Origin of the sequence: Agrobacterium tumefaciens str. B6, from assembly GCF_001541315.1 — a bacterium.
In the GTDB taxonomy this organism is placed as follows: domain Bacteria; phylum Pseudomonadota; class Alphaproteobacteria; order Rhizobiales; family Rhizobiaceae; genus Agrobacterium; species Agrobacterium radiobacter.
Window position 1 is genome coordinate 36297 of the sequence record NZ_LMVK01000011.1, and the last position, 14252, is coordinate 50548.

The 14252-nt window shown below is 58.3% G+C and carries 14 protein-coding genes; 5 read left to right on the forward strand and 9 right to left on the reverse strand.

Annotated elements, in window-relative coordinates:
* Nucleotides 1–38 precede the first annotated feature (38 nt).
* Genes ASB65_RS09735 through ASB65_RS09755 form a run of 5 tightly spaced genes read left to right on the forward strand, consistent with a single transcriptional unit; the run spans nucleotide 39 to nucleotide 3951 of the window.
* Nucleotides 39–989: an ABC transporter permease gene (locus ASB65_RS09735; protein ID WP_060723831.1), complete on the forward strand. Its 951-nt coding sequence runs from the start codon at nucleotides 39–41 to the stop codon at nucleotides 987–989.
* A 41-nt stretch (nucleotides 990–1030) separates the two neighbouring features.
* Nucleotides 1031–1921: an ABC transporter permease gene (locus tag ASB65_RS09740; protein WP_003509628.1), complete on the forward strand. Its 891-nt coding sequence runs from the start codon at nucleotides 1031–1033 to the stop codon at nucleotides 1919–1921.
* Between the two features lie 12 nt (nucleotides 1922–1933).
* Entirely contained in the window at nucleotides 1934–3259 is a 1326-nt protein-coding gene (locus tag ASB65_RS09745; protein ID WP_003509630.1) for an NAD(P)/FAD-dependent oxidoreductase, read from the forward strand.
* Nucleotides 3260–3314: 55 nt separating this feature from the next.
* Nucleotides 3315–3662, forward strand: a complete 348-nt coding sequence (locus ASB65_RS09750) for a cupin domain-containing protein (protein ID WP_003509631.1) — start codon at nucleotides 3315–3317, stop codon at nucleotides 3660–3662.
* 43 nt (nucleotides 3663–3705) lie between these two features.
* Nucleotides 3706–3951, forward strand: coding sequence for a hypothetical protein (locus tag ASB65_RS09755; RefSeq protein WP_003509633.1), 246 nt, complete (start codon nucleotides 3706–3708; stop codon nucleotides 3949–3951).
* A 102-nt stretch (nucleotides 3952–4053) separates the two neighbouring features.
* Here ASB65_RS09755 and ASB65_RS09760 read toward each other — a convergent pair whose 3' ends face one another.
* The 9 genes from ASB65_RS09760 to ASB65_RS09800 all read right to left on the reverse strand — a co-directional run bounded on the left by ASB65_RS09760 (nucleotide 4054) and on the right by ASB65_RS09800 (nucleotide 14210).
* Nucleotides 4054–5118, reverse strand: coding sequence for a class I SAM-dependent methyltransferase (locus ASB65_RS09760; RefSeq protein WP_060723832.1), 1065 nt, complete (start codon nucleotides 5116–5118; stop codon nucleotides 4054–4056).
* Nucleotides 5119–5369: 251 nt separating this feature from the next.
* Nucleotides 5370–6953 carry a Na+/H+ antiporter gene (locus ASB65_RS09765; RefSeq protein WP_060723833.1) on the reverse strand — a complete coding sequence of 528 codons (1584 nt, stop codon included), beginning with the start codon at nucleotides 6951–6953 and terminating at the stop codon, nucleotides 5370–5372.
* A gap of 270 nt (nucleotides 6954–7223) precedes the next feature.
* Complete coding sequence (gene eutC / locus ASB65_RS09770) at nucleotides 7224–8030, reverse strand: ethanolamine ammonia-lyase subunit EutC (protein WP_080868580.1); 807 nt, start codon at nucleotides 8028–8030, stop codon at nucleotides 7224–7226.
* A gap of 1 nt (nucleotide 8031) precedes the next feature.
* Complete coding sequence (locus ASB65_RS09775) at nucleotides 8032–9423, reverse strand: ethanolamine ammonia-lyase subunit EutB (RefSeq protein ID WP_060723834.1); 1392 nt, start codon at nucleotides 9421–9423, stop codon at nucleotides 8032–8034.
* Between the two features lie 8 nt (nucleotides 9424–9431).
* The gene (gene hisN / locus ASB65_RS09780) at nucleotides 9432–10220 is read right to left on the reverse strand and encodes a histidinol-phosphatase (RefSeq protein ID WP_060723835.1); all 789 of its coding nucleotides are present in this window, start codon (nucleotides 10218–10220) and stop codon (nucleotides 9432–9434) included.
* Nucleotides 10220–11155 (reverse strand): choline/ethanolamine kinase family protein, encoded by a 936-nt coding sequence (locus ASB65_RS09785; RefSeq protein ID WP_003509644.1) that lies wholly within the window; start codon nucleotides 11153–11155, stop codon nucleotides 10220–10222. The genes hisN and ASB65_RS09785 overlap by 1 nt, the downstream gene beginning before the upstream one ends.
* 49 nt (nucleotides 11156–11204) lie before the next feature.
* Entirely contained in the window at nucleotides 11205–12170 is a 966-nt protein-coding gene (locus ASB65_RS09790; protein WP_065695362.1) for a phosphotransferase family protein, read from the reverse strand.
* Nucleotides 12167–13456 carry a Zn-dependent hydrolase gene (locus tag ASB65_RS09795; protein ID WP_060723837.1) on the reverse strand — a complete coding sequence of 430 codons (1290 nt, stop codon included), beginning with the start codon at nucleotides 13454–13456 and terminating at the stop codon, nucleotides 12167–12169. Before ASB65_RS09795 ends, ASB65_RS09790 begins: the two co-directional genes overlap by 4 nt.
* Nucleotides 13449–14210 (reverse strand): DeoR/GlpR family DNA-binding transcription regulator, encoded by a 762-nt coding sequence (locus ASB65_RS09800; RefSeq protein ID WP_003509648.1) that lies wholly within the window; start codon nucleotides 14208–14210, stop codon nucleotides 13449–13451. The genes ASB65_RS09795 and ASB65_RS09800 overlap by 8 nt, the downstream gene beginning before the upstream one ends.
* Nucleotides 14211–14252: the final 42 nt, after the last annotated feature.

The following is a 14252-nucleotide window of genomic DNA, read 5'->3' on the forward strand; positions in this document are numbered from 1 at the left end:
CTTGATGCCTGTCCACGATGCGACCTGGAGTCTCACCCATGCTGACCTTTCTTTTACACCGCATATGGCAGAGCCTTGTGCTCCTGCTGCTTGTTTCGATTATTGGATTTGCGATCCTCAATCTTGCGCCGGGCGGGCCCCTGTCGCAATTTGCTCTCACGCCGGGCATGACGCGGGAAGCTCTCGACCGCATCGCCCACCAGATGGGCCTCGATCGGCCTTTGCCGATCCAGTATCTGGATTGGGCCTGGCGATTACTGCAGGGTGATTGGGGTAAATCCTATCGCGACCAGCGCCCGGTTCTCGACATTATCTCCGGACATCTTTTCGCGACATTGCTTTTGATGATCTCATCGACGGTCGTCTCGATCCTTGTCGGTACGTGGATCGGGATCAAGGGTGCCACCAAGCGTTATACGTTGTTCGATTATACCGCGACAGTCGGCGCGATGATCGCACTGTCCATTCCAACTTTCTGGTTCGGCCTGGTTGCGATCTATGTTTTTGCGCTGCGGCTGAAATGGCTGCCTGCGGGCAACATGTACACCATCGGTGACCAGTCATTCTACGACTATGCGATCCACCTGATCATGCCGAGCCTGGTGCTAGCCCTCGTCAATATCGCCGTCTGGAGCCGCTATATGCGGACCGCGACGCTTGACGTCATCAATCAGGATTTCGTCCGCACCGCGCGGGCCAAGGGGCTGTCGCCACGTCGGGTATTGATGAAACATGTCGTTGGTAACGCCCTCCTGCCGATGATCACGCTTGCCGGCCTTCAGCTCCCGACGATCCTCGGAGGTGCGCTTGTTACGGAAACCGTCTTTACCTGGCCGGGCATGGGGCGTCTCTTCCTCGATAGCCTTGGTTATCATGACTATCCGGTGGTCATGGGCCTTTTGATGTTTTCCGCAATCCTCGTGCTGCTCGGCAGCCTGCTCGCTGACCTGATGGTCGCTCTCGTCGATCCCCGTATCCGGCTCGGATAGGACTTAACCGGCGAGCACCGCAATCAACGGAAGGAAAGACCATGTCCGCTGCCACACTCCAACCCACCCGCGCCGTGCCACGCTTCCGCTGGTGGCAGAACCGTACGCTTCTCCGCTTTGCCCGCCACAAGCTGGCAGTTCTTGGCGTCATCATGATCACGATCATGATCTTTGCCTGCGTTGTCGGCCCATATCTCTTGCCTTACGACGAGTTGTTCATTGATCTGCGCGCGCGCTTTGCGCCGCCTATGACCGGCTACCACATATTCGGTACGGACCCCCTCGGGCGCGACATCGCGGCGCGACTGTTCAATGCCGGCCGCATCTCGTTGCTTGTCGGGTTTTTCGCCATGGTGCTGTCGACGGTGATCGGGACAGTCATCGGTGTCGTTGCCGGTTATTACGGCGGTCGCGTCGGCGCAATCCTGATGCGCTTCGTTGATGCGTTTCTTTCTTTCCCGAGCATTTTCCTGCTTCTGGCACTGGCAGCTTTCGTCAAGCCGAGCCCGTTCATGATCACGGTCATCATTGCCGTCACGAGTTGGATGGAGATTGCACGTCTGGTCGAGGCAGAGGTCCGTTCCTTGCGCGAGCGAGACTTCGTGATGGCAGCCCGGATGCTTGGTCTGCCCAATGGCTGGATCATGTTTCGGGAATTACTGCCAAATGCTGCCGGGCCCATCATCGTCGCGGCGACGTTGACGGTGGCGCGCGCCATTCTTCTTGAGGCCTACATCAGTTTTCTGGGTTACGGCATTCAGCCGCCGCTGCCAAGCTGGGGCAACATGTTGAACGGTGCCCAGCAATATCTCGACAAGGCGCCCTGGCTCGCCATCGTCCCCGGTGTCGCCATCACACTCGCCGTCACGAGTTTCAACTTCATAGGCGACGGACTTCGCGACGCGCTCGATGCCCGCAGCGATCTGAATTGAGAGTGCGGGTTGATGGCTTCTTTCTCGCCCTTTGACGTCACGCTCTGGTATGCGACGGCCGCTTCCGCGCCGCTGACGAAACCTCTCTCCGGTCGCATCAAAGCCGATATTTGCATCGTCGGTGCCGGGTACTCTGGTCTCACTACCGCGCTCGAACTGGCCAGGGCCGGCGTTGACGTCGTTCTTCTGGAGCGGCAGGAAATCGGTTTTGGAGGTTCCGGCCGCAATGCCGGGCATTGCACTCCGACCTTTACGCATTACAGCCTGCCTGAACTGCGCAAGATGCTTGGCGAACCTTGGGCGGAACGGCTCATCGAACGGCAGACGCGGGCGAATGATCGCGTTTCACAGATGATCCGCGATTACCAGATCGACTGCGAATGGGTGCAGAGGGGTTATGTGATGGGCGCGCCGCATGAAGGTGCGATGGAGGAGCTGAAACGCAAGGTCGAGACCTACAATCAGGTCGGCGCCAGAACCCGGCTTCTCGACCGGGATGAAGTGGCCGCGGTGACCGGGAGCCCGCGTTTCCATGGGGGGTGGCTGCACGAGGAGGCGGGCCATCTCAATCCGCTGGGTTATGCCAGAGGACTTGGCAGGGCAGTCCTCCAGGAAGGCGGGAGGATATTCACCGGCTCGGGCGTAGCAGGGTGCGAGCGCGAGGCAGGTGGCGGCTGGAAAGTAACGACGGAGTACGGCGAGGTCGTTGCATCGAAAGTAATTTTCACCACCGGTGCCTACACTGTGGGCGGGTGGCCGAAGCTCGACCGCACCTTCAAGATTCAGCGCGTCTTCGTTGCCGCATCGCAAATCCTGTCCGCAGACACCCGCCTTTCCGTCCTGCCACAGAACACGACGATCCACGACGGCCGTGGTGACATCTATGTGTATAAATATAATGCCGAAGGCCGGATTGTGGCTTCGATGTTTCCCATGGGGCGCCGTGGGCGGGACATGATCTATACAAAACAGGTCATGAGCGAGCGGCTGAAATGGCTGCATCCCCAGATCACAGAGGATATTCGCTGGGACTATGTCTGGTTTGGCGAACTGGACATGCAATATCGCACCGTTCCACGCTTTTATGATCTCGCACCGGGCGTCGTGGCTTTGACAGGTCTCTCCGGTCGCGGCGTGCCAACAGGCTCGATGCTCGGTTCCATCCTTTCGGAATGGGCGCTCGGCAAGCCGGAAAACGGATTGGCCCTGAAACTGGAGCCGCTGAAATCCGCACCGTTCTACATGAATTTCGCGCCAGCCCTGACCCTAAGATATTACCGCCTGCGCGATAATATCGCGACAAGGCTCGCGGGCAGGGAGCTTCCGCCCCATGCGTGACGCGCCAAGCTTTAATCCGACGAACCCTAAATCAAACCTAGCGAGGAGAATGTTCATGACAATGCCGATTTTCAATATTTCCGACGATGTGGACCTTGTTCCAGCCATGCCGGCCGAAGGACGAGGCAGCGGCTCCTACCGCCGCCAGATATGGCAGGACGACATCGAGAACGGTACGATCGTCGCCGTCTGGAGGGCGGAGCCCGGCATCTACAACTACCCTGGCCGCGAACTTGAAGAAACCTTTGTGGTGGTTGAGGGCGAGGCGATCTATTCGCAGGCGGACGCCGATCCTGTGAAGATTGGTCCGGGCTCGATCGTCAGCATCGCCAAGGGGGTTCCAAGCCGTCTCGAAATCCTGTCGCCGTTTCGCAAGCTGGCAACGGTTATTCCGAAGCCTTAACAATCTGCCGTCTCTTCCAGCAACCTTGCACGCTGCGGTGCCGATGCGTTCTGGTTCGGCAGGGGTGCACGGCGCCGATATCGTGCATCGGTTGCGGGCCGATGACACTCTGGTATTCACCAGCGATCTTTTTGTATCCAAGGCCGCTTTGCTGGCGGCCACAACGGTGGTTTCGGCAAATGAACTGTTGGTCGCGTCGCCGGATGGCGGTTCGATCCAGTTCCTCGACACCACACTGAGCGATTTGCAAAAAAGCGGTTTCGCGGTCGCAGACGGCTTGTTCGTCTAAGCTGTCGCCGATAGCCTTATTATTCCTATTTGCCGTGCCGACAAGGCCAGCGACGCGAGGTTTTCAATATCGACGCGACGCTTTCCCCACCTGCGAAACCTCCTAAGCCCGCGCCTCCAGCACCATGTTGAAAGGCCCCGTAAAGGCCCGCCTGACGTGGGTAAAGCCACCCGAGCGGATGACCTCGGAAAGCTTCGCTTCCCCAGCCTGCGCGCCCAATCCTTCACCCACCTCCTGGTCAAGCGACGTCGGCACGCAGATCATGGTGGACGCATTGTAGTAGAGGCGGCCGACAGGGTTCATATTGTCCTTGGGGCCGTCGCCCGCGATGGGCTCGACGATCATCCAGGTGCCGTCCTGTTTGAGAATGCGCGACATGTGCCCCGCGCACCCACGCGGATCACCCATATCGTGCAGACAGTCGAAACTGGTGATGAGATCGAAATCCGTATCCTTGATGTCTTTGGCCGTCGCCGCGACGAACTTCACTCGGTCGTCCACTCCATGGCTTCGGGCATGTTTGTTCGCCTCTTCTATGGATGGCTCGTGGAAGTCGTAGCCGATGAAGCTGGCGTTGCGATATGCCTCGGCCATAAGAATTGTCGAGAAGCCAACGCCACAGCCGACATCGGCCACCTTGGCCCCTTTCACCAGTTTGTCCTCCACGCCCTGAAGGGCAGGCAGCCACGATTGCACGATATTGTTCACATATCCCGGCCGAAAGAACGCGCCCGTTGCGCAGAACAGGCAACCCGCAGTGTCTCCCCACCGCACCCCGCCGCCGGTCCGGAAACTGTGCTCAACCTTTGGCTCTCCCTCGATCATCGCGGCCACCAGATCGAAAGCGCCTTCCAGATAGACGGGGCTGTCCTTGTTGACGAAAACCATCGCCTGCTCGGGTGAAAGACTGAACATCTCGGAACCGCTGTCGTAGTCGATGTACCCGTTCGCAGCCTGTGCCAGCGCCCACTCCCTGACATATCGCTCAGAAAGACCGCCAGAAGCCGCCGCCAGGCCTGCGGAGGTTACCGGTCCGACGCGATGCAGCGCATCGAAGAGGCCCAATCTCAAACCGATCCTGACAGTTGGAACGCTGAAGGCTCCTCCGAGGTCGCCCAGCATTTTGCCAATGAAAGAATGTAGTTTTGTTTCGTCGAGCTGTGTCATCGCATTCCCCCCAATAAGCTTCGTTGGCGGGCAAAGGCTGACCGCAAATTGATTGCGTCAGTGAATGCTCGTAGACCATGTAACATAGCCGAATGCCCCGAAATTGTCACGCGAACGACTATCGCCCTTTTCGGTAGTCCGCTCCTGTCCAGGGTCACCCACACGGGCGATGGTCGACGGTTTGGGGACGTCGTAAACTGGCTCGAAGTAATAAGGTTCGCTGGGAGATGGCACTGGGAGTCGACCCCCAGTCACGCCTTCGCAGAAATTGCGCTGAGCTCTTCAAGATCGAGATCATGCTCAAGCTCTCGTAGTGTTTCGTCATCGATCTTCCCTTCGCGTCGCAGACGAATGAGTTCTCTTCTGCCGGCAGCGACAGCTTGGAGAACGACATCGAAGTGGGCATGAAGAAGTGGCGAATATTTCTCGGTGCTTTCGGCATATTTGACGCTTGCCGTCAGTCGATGTTCGTATCTCTTCAGGAGTTGGGGATGGATAAGCTCTCCGTTTTCATCATGGGCAAGCGCTTGAACAGTTGCGAACTGGACCTGCGCCATGGAGGCTTCGGCCTCGCTCATTGTCATCGGTGCACGCTCCGGTTCGATATTGCCGAGCCCCGCCCACGCGATAATCCATCCAAGCGTCGTTCCCTGTATGAGAACGGTTCCCACGATGACCGCGAATGCCATGACCAGAATGAAGTCGCGTCCCGGAAAATCCTCCGGCAGGCTGAGAGCAAGCGCCAGCGTGACGACGCCGCGCATGCCTGCCCAACCCAGCGCTGTTACCCCTCCTGCTCCGAGGGGTGTGGAGCGAGCGAGTTTCAAGCCATGAAATAACCCGATGACGAAATCCGATACGAATATCCACACGAACCGCGCGATGACGAGCGTAACGAGGACCGTCACCGCGGGGAGGGCCATGGAACCAACCAGTGAGCCAAAGCCGCCGCCACGTTCAACGACGTCACGTAGCGACAGTCCTATCAGGATGAAAACCATTGCCTCCATCAGGAAAACAAGGACGTTCCAGAATGACGTGCCGCGCATGCGTGTCGCTGCAGACAGCACCGTGTGCTGATGCCATGATGCAATCAACCCCGCGGTCACCGTGGCGATCACACCGGATGTGTGCATCCGTTCCGCCAAAAGATAGGCGGCCCACGACAGAATAGCCGTCGCGGCGATCATCAGATATTCGTCACCCAGATGCCGGACAAGCTTTACCCATGCGAAGCCGACCACCGCGCCGATTGCGGCGCCACCTGCGGCCAGAAAGATGAATTCACCGAGTGCGTCTGTTGTGCTGAACGTACCGCCAGCCGCAGCCGCTACGGCAAAACGAAAGAGTACGAGTCCACTGGCGTCATTCAGGAGGCTTTCTCCTTCCAGAAGGATATGGAGGCGTCTCGGAATCTTCACCCGTTCGAGCACGGCCCGTGCCGAAACTGCGTCGGGAGGTGAAACGATGGCACCAAGGGCTGCGCAGGCAGCCCACGGCAGGGACGGCATCAGGAAGTGGACAACAACCGCAACGACGATTGTTGTGAACAGCACTGCGCCGATCGCGAGAGATGCAATTCCGAAGACGTGTCGTTTCAGGCGATCCACGGCGATCGACCAGGCTCCGTCGAGCAGCAGTGGCGGTAAAAATATCACCAGAACCAGTTCCGGATTGACGGAGATGGTGGGCAAACCGGGGACGAATGCCAACGTTCCCCCGCCCACCAAAAGCGCTACGGACGGCGGCAGGCCCATGCGGTGTGCGATGTAGTGCAGCACGATAATGGCGAGAAACATCGCGATCACGAGTTCGAAAAGATGCGTGCCGTCCATATGCGTCCCCAATCCGCGTCGGACAGGTATCAAATGACGAGTTCCGTGAAAATGCAACGGCCTTAATTTCTGTTGGTTCGACGGAGTTTCAGGCAACTGAGCGAAGGTTGGGGGACGCCCAGTGGCGGGAACGGCTACAACGCGAAAGAAAGCCCTGAGATACACAGGGCCTTGTCCTATACAGCTCTGGAGCATTACCACCCTCCAGAGAAAATCCCTTGGAATCCATTGCAAACGCCAGGTTCAATAGGGCTTCGCAATCTCAGGGCTTCAAACGAGTACTAGCTCTTTGGGCGGCGCGGAACCGTTCTGGTTTTTAAGGAGCCCCGCGATCGCAGCCTTGAGACCTACACCACTGACGCGGGTGCTCATCATATCTCGCGTAAGGGCGGTAATAATCTCTGCAGCTTCATGGATCGGCAAGCCGCCATCCCTTATATTGGAGACACAGTTGCGGCTGGAATCCGGGTTTCCAGACCTCGGGCCATAAGTGATATAGGCACCGAGACTGTCGGCAGCTGAAAGTCCCGGACGTTCGCCCACAAGCACGATCGTTAATTTTGCACCTAACGCCTCACCGACGGGATCGCCAACCGCGACGCGCGCTTGGTTAGCGAGGACAATTGACGCGGCCGAAAGGTTGAGAGATGCCAGCCTCGGCACAAGCGCCTCGATCAAAGGCACCGCATTAAGGTCAACTGCGCTGGACGAGAGGCCGTCCGCAACGATGATTGCGACATCATAACCCTCGATCGTCCTTTTATGTTTCAGCAGTGCCGCAGATTCTTCCGAAAGCTGCCGTCCGAGATCAGGCCGCCGCACATAGATGTTGCGGTCACGTGCCATGCTCTCAACATTGACAACAGAAAGGCCAAGGCGAGCGAGCCTATCCGCCAGCGAGGACCGGTCGATGCTTGTCCAGACTGCTTCACGCGCCCGCGCGTGGTCGAGAAGAAAGGCGAGCTGCGCGCGCGTCGGAAGGCCCGCGCCATGGCGGCCGAGCGAAACACGCGCATCGGTCATGTCCTTGAGGCCCAGAGTTTTATCGCTGGCTGCTGGTTTGAGCATTTTTACCATATCAGGCTCCCATCAGTTCGCTGTTTCGGACATAATTGGACAGCGCAATAGGCTCACCAACCAGCGCCCCGTGGCGATCAGTCAGTCCAATCTCAAACAGCCATTTCTCGAATTCCGGTGCGGGTGGCTGCTTCAGAGTCTCGCGGCAATAGACGGCATCGTGATGGGAAAGAGACTGGTAGTTCAGCATGATGTCGTCAGCGCCAGGAACTGTGATGACGAAGTTGACGTTGGCCGCGCAAAGCAGGGTAAGCAGCGTATCCATATCCTCCTGATCAGCGTCGGCGTGATTTGTATAGCAAACGTCCACACCCATCGGCAGGCCGAGGAGCTTTCCGCAGAAATGGTCTTCAATGCCGGCTCGGATGATCTGCTTGCCGTTGAAGAGATACTCCGGTCCGATGAAGCCGACGACCGTGTTGACGAGCAGCGGGTCGAACTCGCGGGCAACCGCATAGGCGCGCGTCTCCATCGTCTGCTGGTCGACGCCGAAATGGGCGTCGGCGGAAAGAGCCGCTCCCTGACCTGTTTCAAAATACATGACGTTTGCTTCGGGTGGGCTGCGTTTGAGCGATCGTGCCGCTTCATGCGCTTCCTTAAGGAGCGCCAGATCGATGCCAAAACCGCGATTGGCCTTTTCTGAACCGGCCACAGACTGGAAGACAAGGTCGACAGGCGCGGATCTTTCCATTGCCTGCATCGCTGTTGTGACATGTCCAAGGCAGCAGGTCTGAGTGGGGATAGCCAGTTTTTCCCGCAATTCGTCAAGCAGCGAGACGATGCGAATGTAATCATCCGTTGCATCGGTTGCGGGATTGACACCAATCACGGCATCGCCGGACCCCATGAGGAGACCGTCGATCGCAGAGGCGATGATGCCGCGGCTGTCATCTGTTGGATGATTTGGCTGATTCCGTGTGGAAAGTCGGCCGGCGAGCCCCAAGGTGTTTCGGAAACGCGTCACGACACGGCGCTTGGCCGAAACTGCGATCATATCCTGTAGCCGCATGATTTTCGACACCGCGGCGACCATTTCCGGCGTCAGGCCCCACGTCACCGCCTCAAGCTGATCCTGCGTCGTCTCGGGTCTCAGCAGCCACTCGCGGAATTCGCCTACGGTGAGCGAGGAGACCGGCGCAAACGCCGCCGCATCATGCCGTTCAGCAATCAGCCGTGACACCTCGTCCTCATCGGACGAAATCAGTTCTTCGCCCAGGAATGCCTTGAGCGGCAGATCGGCCAGCGCCATTTGTGCAGCAAGCCTCTCGACCGGACCTTCGGCGGCGATTCCTGCCAGTTGGTCACCGGAGCGCTCTGGCGTTGCCTTCGCCATGAGAACTTTCAGGTTATCAAAACGGAATACAGTTTTCTCGATCGTCGTAGTGTAGGGCATGGAATGGATTACCGGTTGAGGAGTGTCAGGGCGTTGTCGTGGAGCTTTGTGTTAGCCGACGCCAAAACCCGGCCATCCGAATGAAATGACAGCGCGTTGCCCTGCCAGTCGGTGATTGAGCCGCCGGCGCCCGTCACGATCGGCACGAGCGCCATGTAGTCATAGGGCTGCAGACCCGTTTCGAGCGCGATCTCACAATGCCCAGATGCAAGAAGGCCATAAATGTAGCAATCACCTCCGAAGCGTCTCAGCTTCGTTGCTCTGGAAAGGCGCTCGAAGCAATCAGTCTCGGCACCTTCGAACATGTCGGGTGAGGTCGTATAGAAGCGGGCGTCAGAAAGGCTTTCATTGCTGCTGGTTCGTGCGGGCGTTCCAGCAAATACCGTTTTTCCCGGCCGCCCCAGCCACCGCTCGCCGGTTGCGGGAATATCGATTACGCCACAGTATGGTTTTCCCTGATAGGCTAGTGAAATGAGCGTGCCAAACAGAGGAAAGCCGGTGATAAAGCTCTTTGTGCCGTCGATCGGGTCTAGCACCCATGTAAAGTCGTCGCCTTGCTTGACGCCAAACTCCTCGCCATAAATACCGTGTTCTGGAAAACGCGCCTCGATCATCGCGCGAAGATGTTTCTCAATTGCGCGGTCGGCGATCGTGACCGGGCTGTCATCGAGTTTTGAGATCACGTCCAATGGAGTCCTGAAATAGGAAAGCGCCAGCGGGCGTGCGGCGTCGGCGAGCGCTTCGGCAAAGGCGATGTAAGGCGCGGTATCTTGCAGGTGGGTATCGTTGTTGGTCATCAGAGCGCTTTCAGGAAAAGAGGCCAGCGGGGATCATGGATGATCGAGCGGGCGCGCATGTGTTTCCATATCCCGTATTTGTAGAAGTCGAAATCAAGTGTCGAAATCCTGTTCTGCACCATCGCCCAGGTGCTCCACTTGATGTCGGCCAGCGCCTTATGCACGATGAAGCGGGCGTGACATGCCTTGTTGTAAAAGCCGAAATACTCCTCGATGATTTCGCAGTCGACGTCCTCGGAATAGAACATTTCGCCGCTCCAGATCGCCAGATCGTAGAGGCGTTCATTGTTCGAGGCATATTCGAAATCGATGAGCTTGATCGACTTGTCGTCGCCGATCAGGAAGTTTCCCGGCATTGGATCGTTGAAGCACGGAACGAGATCAAGCCCGGAAGCCTCAAGTGCTGCACGCGCCTGCTTATAGGACCGGAACAGCCAGTCATGGTCGAGCGGCCAGTGGCCGCCAAGTACCCGCACCTGATCAAAATGCTCTTCGATCATGTCGAAGACGGTTTTTGTCAGTGGCAGGGCAGGGGCGTCGTGAAACTGCCGGTACACACGCACCGCCTCGTTTCTGATCGCCGGATCTGCAAAATCCTTATGGGTCGACGCGCGGCGGCCGTCGATAAACTCCGCGATCTCTATATCGAGGTGATCGAGGTAATCGAACGTCTTCGGCCCGACGCCGATCGCCTCGGCCTGCTTGCTCGCCGCCGCCGCCGCCTTTCGGTCGATGAACATCTCCGTGCCGCGGCCGGGAATCTTCAGGAAATATCCGAGGTCATCACCTTCGACCTCGATGCGAAAATTGGTGTTGCTGATGCCTCCGGAGACCGGACGGTAGCGCAGTCGCCTGCCTTTCCAGGGTTTCACCTGGATGATCGCGGCTTCCAGCGCCCGTTCGGCATCGGATCGTGCCATTCCCAATTCGTTCATAGGCTTGTTCCCATTATCGTTTTTTAGCCCGTGGTTATTATCGCTGCGCTTAAAGCGCGCGGAGTCTGCTTTCGAAGTCCGGCTGGCCAAGCAGCATTCGGCAACGCAGAAAACGCCAGCCCGCATATTTCAGGAATTCGACACCCCTTGGTGGTGACCGAAGCTCCAGCACGAGGCTGCGCAAGGCCCAATAGAGATCGTCCGCCGCGGCATATACACGGCAGCGACTGAACGCCTTTTCGGTGAACGCGCCATCATGCATCTCGAGCAGCGGCTTCATCTGGCTTTCGAACTGGTAAAGTTCGTTCATCTGCACGCCGAGCTGATAATAGGGGTCGATATCAGCGGCCATGTCGAAATCGACGAGTTGCAAAGACTCGTTGGGGCCAAGCATGACATTCGAAGCCTGCGGATCACCGTGGGCCGGTTTCACATCGAAGCCTGCGGCCGCAACGGCCTCGCGGATTGGCCTCATCCAGGACAGCATCCACTCAGCATCACCGGGCAGATCGGCATCGCCAGCGGAGACGATCGACCATAGCTCGTCGATCCCGTCGAAAACCGACCATATGTGACCGACGGGAACACCGGCTGCGATTGTCTTCTGGATCTCAATCAGTCTCGCAGCCCTTGCCGGCTGCATAAGGTCATCGATCTTGGCCGTCCGCCAGCCGTCTGCAAGTCGGCAAAACAGCGTCGCACGGGCCCTGCTATCGTAGACGATAGGCTCCGGTGAGAAGCCGAGCTTGTGAAAACGGGTTCCGGCAGCAAAAGCCACCTCATCATCGACGAGGTCGGCGACTTCATCAGCACCAAGGCGCAGGAAATAGCGCGCTTCCCCTTCTGCGCTTGCCACTGAAAAGCCGCTCGACTCGACGGCGTGGTATGACGGTGATGCGACCCCTGCAGTTGACAGAGCGTAGGCTGGTCTGGCTCCGACCACGGCAGAAAATGCAAGAAGCGCATTTTCCGCGCGTTCTTCCAACGGGTTTTGCGGTGAGCCCACTATCTTCATTCGGCAGCCTCGACGAGTTCTGCGGCCTGCAGGCCTTCGCAGGCGATCCTGTAGAGCATGTCGGCAAGAATCTGCGTGCCAATGGCCTGGTCTTCCGGGGAGGTATATTCGGTTGGATGATGAATGACGCCATCACGGCTGTGCACTGCAAGCACCACTGCCGGGCAAACCGCTGACATCGCAACTGAGTCATGGCCGCCGATCGTATCGAGGTGGCGAGCGCTCAACCCAAGATTCGCTGCCGCACTTTCAGCCAGAGCAATCAGCCCCGGCGCGAAGTTCCCGGCCTTGCGGCGGTCGATTGCGCGCACTTCGGAGGTTACTCCGGCCTTCAGCGCGGCCTCGTCGATCTTGATTTTCATCTTGCGCTCAGCTTCCGCCAGAACCTCCGGCGAGCCTGAACGCAATTCAATGAACAGCACTGCTTCGGCTGGCACCACGTTGGGTGAATTGGGAAAGACTTCCAGTCGGCCGACCGAGGTGTGCAAGTCGAGGCCATGCTCGGTCGAGATTTGTTTAAGGTCGGCGATCAGATAGGCCGCGGCGAGCAACGCATCCTTCCGGTCTGCCATCGGAGTGGCGCCCGTGTGGGCCTGACGGCCCAGGAAGGCCAAGCGATATTTTATAGCGCCCCAGAAGCGTGTGAAGATACCGAACCGCTCGCCGGCGTTACTGAGAGAGGTGTCTCCCTCGATATGCAGTTCAATCAGGGCGTCGGGGATCTCGATCTTGTCTCTTCCCGCATAACCGATCTCTTCCAGCGATCGGCGCACCGTGACGCCGTCGCCGTCAGCCCTGTCAAGCGCCCATTCAAGTTCCGCTGCCCCGGCAAAGACACTGCTGCCCAGAAGGCTCGGCTGGAAACGTGCGCCTTCTTCATTGGTCCAGTTGACGATCTGAAAGTTGCAGGCGGAAATTCGGCCCTCAGCCTTGAGGCGCTCGGTCACCGCGAGAACGGCTTCACAGCCCGCGATGACGCCAAGCGCGCCGTCGAAGCGCCCGCCGTTCGGTTGACTGTCAATGTGAGATCCGACCATGATCACCGGAGCGTTGGCGCCAGCCAGCGTCATCTTGCCGAACTGGTTGCCAATTGCGTCGATGGACTGCGTGAAACCGTTGTCGGCAAACCATCGGCCCAGCCAGTCGCGTGCCATGCCGTCTTCTCTGGAAAGCGTAAGGCGGGTCATCGATCCGTCAGGACCACCGCCGAAGGTGGACACGGCCTCCATCAGCGACTGAAGACGCTGGGGATTGATCGGGGCAGGAGAGGAGAGAACGTCAGGCATGTATGATTTCCACATTTGATTGATTGAATTGTTCCGAGAATTCCCGGGCCATCACGCCACTGGTTACGACGGCATCGATTCCGTTGAGGCCAAAGGTGTGAATGGAGCCAAGACGGCCAAATTTCGAGCTGTCGGCAACGACCACCGAGCGCTTGGCCTGCGCCTTGGCTACGCGGCGCAAAACGGCCTCGTCTTCGCCGAAGTCCATGAAGCCTCGATCAGAATGGATGGCGCTGATGGCGATGATGGCCAGGTCGAAGAAGTGCTCTTTCAGAGCTGCCACGGTTTCATGTCCGTAAGTCGCCTGGTATTCGGGCCGCATCCGCCCCCCGAGCACGCGAACACTTGCCTGCGGCAGGTGGAAGAAATGGGCAGCGACGGCGAGAGAATTGCTGACGACGGTGATATCCTTGCGGTTCTCGAGATGTTTCAGGCAGGCAAGGGTGGTCGTACCGGTGTCGATGAACACCTTCATCCCGTCCTCGACCAAGGCCGCCGCTGCCTCCCCGATCCTTGCCTTTTCCCGAGATGCGACGCGCAGACGCTCGGTAAAGGGCTGGTCGCTTTCCTGCTGGTCGAGAACTGCTCCGCCATAGACCCGGCGGGCATAACCGCGTGATTCAAGCTCCTTCAGGTCACGCCGGATTGATTCCTGGCTGACCTGCAGATGATCGGCGAGTTCCTTCACGTTGACGCGCTGGGTCTGTTTCAGCGTGTCGAGGATAAGCTTGAGGCGATGTTCCGTGAAACTCATGAAAATGTACCCTGAATGCTAGCGACTGCCGGAATCCCCTTG